Genomic DNA, 7,130 nt, shown 5'->3' on the forward strand with positions numbered 1-7,130 from the left:
CCGCCACCCCGGTGGGGTGGCGGGCCTTCGAGGGGTGACTGGTCAGCTCACTTGGAGCTGTCGTCCTCGGCCGGAGCCTCGGTGGCCGCCTCGTCCTCGGCCGGGGCCTCGGTCTCGGTGGTCTCCTCGGCCGGAGCCTCGGTCACCTCGGTGTCGGTCGACGCGTCGGCGGTCTCGGTGGTCTCCTCGGCGGGAGCCTCCTCGTCCGCGACGACCGGCGCCGGGGCGGCGGCCTGCGTCTTCTTGGTCGAGGCAGCCTTGGGGCTGTACGCCTCGGTCACCAGCTCGATGACCGCCATGGGGGCGTTGTCGCCCTTGCGCGGACCGATCTTGGTGATGCGGGTGTAGCCGCCCGGACGCTCGGCGAACGTCGGCCCGATCTCGGTGAAGAGGGTGTGCACGACCGACTTGTCGCGGAGGGTCTTGAGGACCTCGCGACGGTTGTGCAGGTCTCCACGCTTGGCCTTGGTGATCAGCTTCTCCGCGAACGGGCGCAGCATGCGCGCCTTGGTCTCGGTGGTGGTGATACGGCCGTGCTCGAACAGGGCGGTGGCCAGGTTCGCCAGGATCAGGCGCTGGTGGGCGGGGCTACCGCCGAGGCGCTTGCCCTTCTTGGGCTTGGGCATGTCAGTTTCTCGCTTCTCTCCGGCCGTGTCAGGTACCGGGGTAGACGTCCCTCAGGGAGAGGGACGGTTTGGACACTGCGATCAGACGTCGACCGCGGTGCGGCAGCGTGGCGCCGGTGAGACGCCACACCACCCACACCACGATCAAGGATCAACCGCGGTGCGGCAGCGTGGCGCCGAAGGCGACACGCTCGCACCATTGAATCAGTACTGCTCGTCCTCGACGAAGGCGTCGTCGTCGTCGTCGCCGTACGCCGCCAGGGCAGCGTGCGGGTCGAAGCCGGGCGCGCTGTCCTTGAGGGACAGGCCCATCTCGACCAGCTTGGCCTTGACCTCGTCGATCGACTTCGCACCGAAGTTGCGGATGTCGAGCAGGTCCTGCTCCGAGCGGCTGATGAGCTCACCCACGGTGTGGATGCCCTCGCGCTTGAGGCAGTTGTACGACCGGACGGTCAGCTGCAGGTCCTCGACCGGGAGGGCGAGGTCGGCAGCGAGCTGCTCGTCGACGGGCGAGGGACCGATGTCGATGCCCTCGGCCTCGACGTTGAGCTCGCGAGCCAGGCCGAAGAGCTCGACCAGCGTCTTGCCGGCCGAGGCGATGGCGTCGCGAGGACGCATCGACGGCTTGGTCTCGACGTCGATCACGAGCTTGTCGAAGTCCGTGCGCTGCTCGACACGGGTGGCCTCGACCTTGTAGGTGACCTTGAGGACCGGGCTGTAGATCGAGTCGACCGGGATCCGGCCGATCTCGTTGTCCGCGCCCTTGTTCTGCACGGCCGAGACGTAGCCGCGGCCACGCTCGACGACGAGCTCGACGTCCAGCTTGCCCTTGTCGGACAGCGTGGCGATCTTCAGGTCGGGGTTGTGGACCTCGACGCCGGCGGGCGGGGTGATGTCCGCTGCGGTGACGTCACCGGCACCCGACTTGCGCAGGTACATGACGACCGGCTCATCGTGCTCCGAGGAGACGACGAGGCCCTTGAGGTTGAGGATGACCTCGGTGACGTCCTCGGTCACGCCCTCGATCGTCGAGAACTCGTGCAGCACCGAGTCGACCTTGATGCTGGTGACGGACGCACCGGGGATGGACGACAGGAGGGTACGGCGCAACGAGTTGCCGAGCGTGTAGCCGAAGCCGGGCTCCAGCGGCTCGATGACGAACCGCGAACGGAACTCGTCGACGGACTCTTCCGACAGGGTCGGGCGCTGAGCGATAAGCACTGATTTTTTCCTTTCCGGACCCACCCACCATTTGACGGGCCCGAAGTCACAGGATTGTTGTGAAAGGGAGGGACCGGTGACCGTCCCGAGGACGGCCACCGGCAGGGATTACTTCTTCGAGTAGTACTCGACGATGAGCTGCTCGGTGACGGGCACGTCGATCTGTGCACGGACCGGCACCTGGTGGATGAGGATGCGCATCCGGGTCGGGATGGCCTCCATCCACGCAGGAACATGACGCTCGCCGTGGGTCTCACGGGCGACGATGAACGGGGTCATCTCCAGCGACTTCTCGCGGACGTCGATGATGTCGTGGGCCGACACCTGGAACGACGGGATGTCGACCTTGTGGCCGTTGACCGTGAAGTGCCCGTGCACGACGAGCTGACGGGCGTGGCGACGCGTGCGGGCGAACCCGGCGCGGTAGACCACGTTGTCGAGGCGGCACTCGAGGAGCTGAAGCAGGTTGTCACCGGTCTTGCCCTGGCGACGGTTGGCTTCCTTGTAGTAGCGGAGGAACTGCTTCTCCATCACGCCGTAGGTGAAGCGGGCCTTCTGCTTCTCCTGCAGCTGGAGGAGGTACTCGCTCTCCTTGATGCGGCGACGGCCGTGCTGGCCGGGAGGGTAGGGACGCTTCTCGAAGGCAGCGTCGCCGCCGACGAGGTCGACACCGAGGCGGCGCGACTTGCGGGTGATCGGGCCGGTGTAACGGGCCATGGCAGGAAGTCTCTCTTTCTCGGGTGTCGGGTCAGACGCGGCGGCGCTTGGGCGGCCGGCATCCGTTGTGGGGCGTGGGGGTGACGTCCTGGATGGTGCCGACCTCGAGGCCGATGGCACCCAGCGAACGGATCGCCGTCTCGCGGCCCGAACCCGGACCCTTCACGAAGACGTCGATCTTCTTCATCCCGTGCTCCATCGCCCGACGACCCGCAGCCTCGGCTGCCATCTGCGCGGCGAACGGCGTGGACTTGCGCGAGCCCTTGAAGCCGACGGTGCCGGCAGAGGCCCACGAGATGACCGCCCCGGTGGGGTCGGTGATCGTGACGATCGTGTTGTTGAACGTGCTCTTGATGTGGGCTTCGCCCTGAGCGACGTTCTTCTTCTCCTTGCGGCGGACCTTGGTCGCGCGGCTCTTGGGAGGCATTCAGTCAACCTGCATTTCTTGGCCTGGTGAGGTTCTGGTCTGGAAGCTTCGAGTGAAGAGGCGGGACTCGGCGCGTCAGCGCCGGGTCACTTCGCCTTCTTCTTACCGGCGACGGTGCGCTTGGGACCCTTGCGGGTACGCGCGTTGGTCTTGGTGCGCTGGCCGCGGACCGGGAGGCCCATGCGGTGGCGGCGACCCTGGTAGCTGCCGATCTCGATCTTGCGGCGGATGTCTGCCTGGACCTCGCGACGGAGGTCACCCTCGATCTTGAAGTTGGCTTCGATCTCGTCGCGGAGCTTGACCAGCTCCTCGTCGCCGAGCGTGTGCACTCGCGCGTTCGGGTCGACCCCGGTGGCGGCGAGCAGCTGCTGGGCGCGGGTACGGCCGATGCCGTAGATGTAGGTGAGTGCGATCTCGATGCGCTTGTCGCGCGGGAGGTCAACACCAACGAGGCGTGCCATGTGGCTTTCCTTGTCTGTTGCTCACAATGGTTTCGGTCGTGTCGCATCCCGCTCCTGCGGGCTCCGGCCACTGCTCCGGAGGTGTCTTCGCACCGGCTGCTGCCGGGCTAGCGATCACGTTGTGGGTTCAACTGGTGGTTCTGCGATGAGCTGTCCCCTTGCCGCAAGCGGCAGCGGGGTTCGCGTTCTCGTTGCGTCCGGACTTCGCCCGGCCCCAAGGGGAACGCTCAGCCCTGGCGCTGCTTGTGCCGCGGGTTCTCGCAGATGACCATGACGCGTCCGTGACGACGGATGACCTTGCACTTGTCGCACATCGCCTTGACGCTGGGCTTGACCTTCATCAGAAGGACCTTTCGGATCGGCTGGTTACTTGTAGCGGTAGACGATCCGACCGCGGGTCAGGTCGTAGGGGGACAGCTCCACCACCACCCGGTCCTCGGGGAGGATCCGGATGTAGTGCTGGCGCATCTTGCCGCTGATGTGGGCGAGCACCTTGTGTCCGTTGGTCAGCTCGACCCGGAACATGGCATTCGGGAGGGCCTCCACGACGGAGCCCTCGAGTTCGATCACGCCTTCTTTCTTCGGCATGTCCTCCACAATCTGTTGGTCGTTTGTCTACCGTTGCTGCACCTCGCCACTCTGGTGGCGGGGCCGGCCCGCGAACCTCCGGCCCCAGGGACCGGTGGACCTCGTACGGCGTGGCCGTGGACCTCATCACCCGGGCACGTCACGAACCGCTTCTGTTGGCGGTCGAGGCGCTCCCGGCAGCCGCGAGGCGCCACGAAACACAACCCACGTTGGGCCGACACGCCAGTCTAGTCTTGCGCTCTCCGAAAAGACCAATCAGCGCGGGCGGCGGGTGATCCCACGCGCTCGCGGCCCGGTCGGGCGCAGCGATCGGAGGTTGACCGCGGCGAGCAGACGCTGACGGCGGCCCACGGACCGCGACATCGAGCGTCGCTCGGCGTCGACAGTCTCCCAGAAGGTCGCGGCTGCTCCCGCATCGGGGCTGGCCGGACCGAAGACGAAGCTGTCGGCGCGGCGCGCCAGCGCGGGTGCCTGCTCGGTCCCGATCGACCCCGACTGCTCGCGCCGGGTCACGGTCGGACCCAGCGGCACCGGTTGGCCGAGGTCGCGGGCGTGGTCGACGAGCTCGCGCCAGGCACCCACGAAGCGGGCCGACACGCGGGTGGCGTTGCGGCGGCGCCGGCGACGCAGCAGCTTGAGGCCGAGGATGGCGGCGACCACCAGCAGGACCGCGAGCAGCGGGCCACCGACGTACGTCGCGACCACCACGATCCAGCCGGGCAGGCGTTCGACGACGGACTCCTCGTCCTCGTCGGCCTCCTTCTTGTCCGCCTTGCGCTCCTTGAGGTCGGCATCGCTCTGGTCGCCGGCGTCCGAGGGCGGCGGGATCGGCGCCGGCGGCGGGACGACGGTGCCGGTCATCGGGGTGTTGGTCTCGGGCAGCTGGTCCGCCGGCGGCTCGTCGGACATGAAGGCCTCGGTGGGCAACGTCCGCCAGGACCCGTCGGCGGCCCGGAGCTCCACCCACGCCGAGACGTCCTTGCCCGTCACGACGCCCCCCTCGGGGACCTCGGCGCCGAGCACGACGCGGGCCGGCACGCCCACCTCGCCGGCCAGCAGGGCCATGATCGCGGCGTACTGCTCGTCGTTGCCGACCATCTGCTGGGCCTGGACGAAGCCGTCCGACAGCCGCTGGACGTTGTGTCCGGGGTGGTAGACCTGCTCGGACTTGCGGACGCCGTCGGAGTACTTGCCCTCGGTCCGCAGGTGCTCGGCGATGGCGTAGACGCGCTCGATGGGCGTGGTCGCCTTCGCGCTCCACTGGGCGGCGGGCGTCTTGAGGAAGGCCGTGTCCTCCGGTGTGGGTACGGCCACGCTCGAGGCCACGGTGCTCGCGTCGAGGGAGTCGTCGGGGACCACGGCGCTGAAGGAGTAGGTGTCGCCCTCGTGCATGCCGGTGGGGACGACCGCCGTGGACGTGGCGAGGTTGTAGCGGAACACCTCGGCCTTGCCGTCCGGGTCGCCGAGCCGGAAGTCGAGGGACTGGAGGGCACCGACGGTCGGCAGCCAGACGCCGTCGTACCCCTCCCCGATCGTGACGGTGGCCTCGACCCGCTCGCCGTCGACGGGGTTGTCGATGGTCGAGGAGACGCGCTGGAAGGAGTCGGAGGCGGCCTCGGGCAGGGCGTCGTCCGTGGCCCCCCACACCATGCCGTCGTAGTGGTCCATCGTCGCCAGGCGCACGCGCGTGCCGACCGGCGCGCCGGTCATCGTGAAGAGCGTGCGGTCGTAGACGTTGGTCCGGTCCTCCTTGCCGAGCAGGTCGACGTACCGGCGGAAGCCCGCCAGCGGCGAGGGGTACCGGCCGATGTCGAAGGGCGGCTCCACCCAGTTGCGCACGACCGCGCGCTCGCCGTCGTCGTCGCCCATGACGAGCGCCGAGGCGGGTACGGCGAGCACCGACGCCAGCGCGACAAGACCGGCGCCGACGACGAGCCGCCCCCAGCCGGAGGTGCCGCCGTGCACCGTGGCCGAGGACCGGCGCGCACGCAGCGCGAGCCATCCCAGGGCGAGCGCCGCGAAGGCCGACCCCTGGACGACGAGGGACTGGGGGTGGCGCACCCCGAGCAGGATCACGGCGGCCAGCACGACGGTGAGCCCGAGCACCGGGAGGACGGCCGTCAACCACGACCGCCGCAGGTGCAGGTGCGCGAGCGAGGTCCCCAGGACCCCGGCGACCAGCCCGAGCAGCCATGGCAGGACGAGCAGCGGACCGTCCCCGTCGACCGGCGGGAGGGTGGTGAGCAGGTCCTTCCACCCGAAGATCGCCTGGTCGACGAGCGTGGAGAGCGTCCGGCCGCCGGGGACGAAGGCCGTGTCACCCACCGAGCGGAGGGCGAGCGGGCCGCCGAGCAGGAAGAACACGAGGGTGAGGATGAGCACCGGCGCGACCAGCGGCCAGCCGGCCGCCCGGCACAGGTGGGTCACGCCCACCGCGATCACGGCGCCCAGCATCCCGATGACGAGGAACGACCAGCCGGTGAAGGACGTGGCCAGCCCGCTGAGCGCCACCCCGGTCAGCAGCAGCACGAGGACGAGGTCCACGGCGGCGCGGGCATCGGGGAGCAGGTGGCTGGGCCGGGTGCGGGTCTGGGTGTCCATGTGGCTCATCGCAGGCTCCACAGGAGCAGGCCGCCGAGGTCTTCCTTGGCGGCGAGGTGCAGGACGGGGAGGCCGCCGGTCTCGGTGACCCGGCTGGCACCCTCGGGATCCAGCACGACGGCGAAGCGACGGACCTCGGGCGGGAAGGCCGCCGAGCCGCGCAGCATGTCGGTGAAGGTCGTGTCCCGGCCTCCCACGAGGAACAGCAGGCTGCAGTCGGGGGCCACGGCGGTGGCCCGCCGGCTGGCCGCCACGATGCCGGTGTCTCCGAAGTCGGCCCGGCACACCGCGTCGAGGGCGAGGTGGCCGTCCGACCCGGTCGAGGCCGTCTCACCACAGACGAAGGAGACGTCGAACTCGTCAAGCACGGCGCGGACGGCGATCGACGCGGCGACCGACATGGCGTCCTCAAAGACCTCGTCACTGCTCCAGGAGTCCCGGTCGTCGTCCACGACCAGGGCGGCGTGGCTGCGGCGGGTGTCGAGGTAC

The 7,130-nt window shown here is 69.1% G+C and carries 9 protein-coding genes; all 9 read right to left on the minus strand.

Annotated features, from left to right (window positions below):
• Positions 1 to 47 precede the first annotated feature (47 nt).
• A complete protein-coding gene (rplQ, locus tag ACXJKL_RS10555) occupies positions 48 to 626 on the minus strand; it encodes a 50S ribosomal protein L17 (protein ID WP_457207012.1) in 579 nt (192 codons plus the stop codon).
• A gap of 204 nt (positions 627 to 830) precedes the next feature.
• A complete protein-coding gene (locus ACXJKL_RS10560) occupies positions 831 to 1,847 on the minus strand; it encodes a DNA-directed RNA polymerase subunit alpha (RefSeq protein ID WP_056887146.1) in 1,017 nt (338 codons plus the stop codon).
• Positions 1,848 to 1,955: 108 nt separating this feature from the next.
• Entirely contained in the window at positions 1,956 to 2,564 is a 609-nt protein-coding gene (gene rpsD, locus ACXJKL_RS10565; RefSeq protein ID WP_457207013.1) for a 30S ribosomal protein S4, read from the minus strand.
• A 31-nt stretch (positions 2,565 to 2,595) separates the two neighbouring features.
• Positions 2,596 to 2,991: a 30S ribosomal protein S11 gene (rpsK, locus tag ACXJKL_RS10570; RefSeq protein ID WP_056887144.1), complete on the minus strand. Its 396-nt coding sequence runs from the start codon at positions 2,989 to 2,991 to the stop codon at positions 2,596 to 2,598.
• A gap of 86 nt (positions 2,992 to 3,077) precedes the next feature.
• Positions 3,078 to 3,452, minus strand: a complete 375-nt coding sequence (rpsM, locus tag ACXJKL_RS10575) for a 30S ribosomal protein S13 (protein ID WP_056599771.1) — start codon at positions 3,450 to 3,452, stop codon at positions 3,078 to 3,080.
• Positions 3,453 to 3,679: 227 nt separating this feature from the next.
• Positions 3,680 to 3,793, minus strand: a complete 114-nt coding sequence (gene rpmJ, locus ACXJKL_RS10580) for a 50S ribosomal protein L36 (protein WP_056887143.1) — start codon at positions 3,791 to 3,793, stop codon at positions 3,680 to 3,682.
• 25 nt (positions 3,794 to 3,818) lie between these two features.
• Positions 3,819 to 4,040 carry a translation initiation factor IF-1 gene (infA, locus tag ACXJKL_RS10585; RefSeq protein ID WP_056927040.1) on the minus strand — a complete coding sequence of 74 codons (222 nt, stop codon included), beginning with the start codon at positions 4,038 to 4,040 and terminating at the stop codon, positions 3,819 to 3,821.
• A gap of 255 nt (positions 4,041 to 4,295) precedes the next feature.
• Positions 4,296 to 6,641 carry a transglutaminase-like domain-containing protein gene (locus ACXJKL_RS10590; protein ID WP_457207014.1) on the minus strand — a complete coding sequence of 782 codons (2,346 nt, stop codon included), beginning with the start codon at positions 6,639 to 6,641 and terminating at the stop codon, positions 4,296 to 4,298.
• 5 nt (positions 6,642 to 6,646) lie between these two features.
• Positions 6,647 to 7,130, minus strand: a 484-nt coding sequence (locus tag ACXJKL_RS10595; RefSeq protein ID WP_457207015.1) for a hypothetical protein, incomplete at its 5' end; no start/stop codon positions are given.

It is taken from the genome of Nocardioides sp. P5_C9_2 (genome assembly GCF_054049555.1).

Excerpts from the sequence above, each read along its gene's own strand:
- rplQ (WP_457207012.1), bottom strand. The coding sequence starts at position 626 with ATGCCCAAGCCCAAGAAGGGCAAGCGCCTCGGCGGTAGCCCCGCCCAC.
- rpsD (WP_457207013.1), bottom strand. The coding sequence starts at position 2,564 with ATGGCCCGTTACACCGGCCCGATCACCCGCAAGTCGCGCCGCCTCGGT.
- rpsK (WP_056887144.1), bottom strand. The coding sequence starts at position 2,991 with ATGCCTCCCAAGAGCCGCGCGACCAAGGTCCGCCGCAAGGAGAAGAAG.
- rpsM (WP_056599771.1), bottom strand. The coding sequence starts at position 3,452 with ATGGCACGCCTCGTTGGTGTTGACCTCCCGCGCGACAAGCGCATCGAG.
- rpmJ (WP_056887143.1), bottom strand. The coding sequence starts at position 3,793 with ATGAAGGTCAAGCCCAGCGTCAAGGCGATGTGCGACAAGTGCAAGGTC.
- infA (WP_056927040.1), bottom strand. The coding sequence starts at position 4,040 with ATGCCGAAGAAAGAAGGCGTGATCGAACTCGAGGGCTCCGTCGTGGAG.
- ACXJKL_RS10590 (WP_457207014.1), bottom strand. The coding sequence starts at position 6,641 with ATGGACACCCAGACCCGCACCCGGCCCAGCCACCTGCTCCCCGATGCC.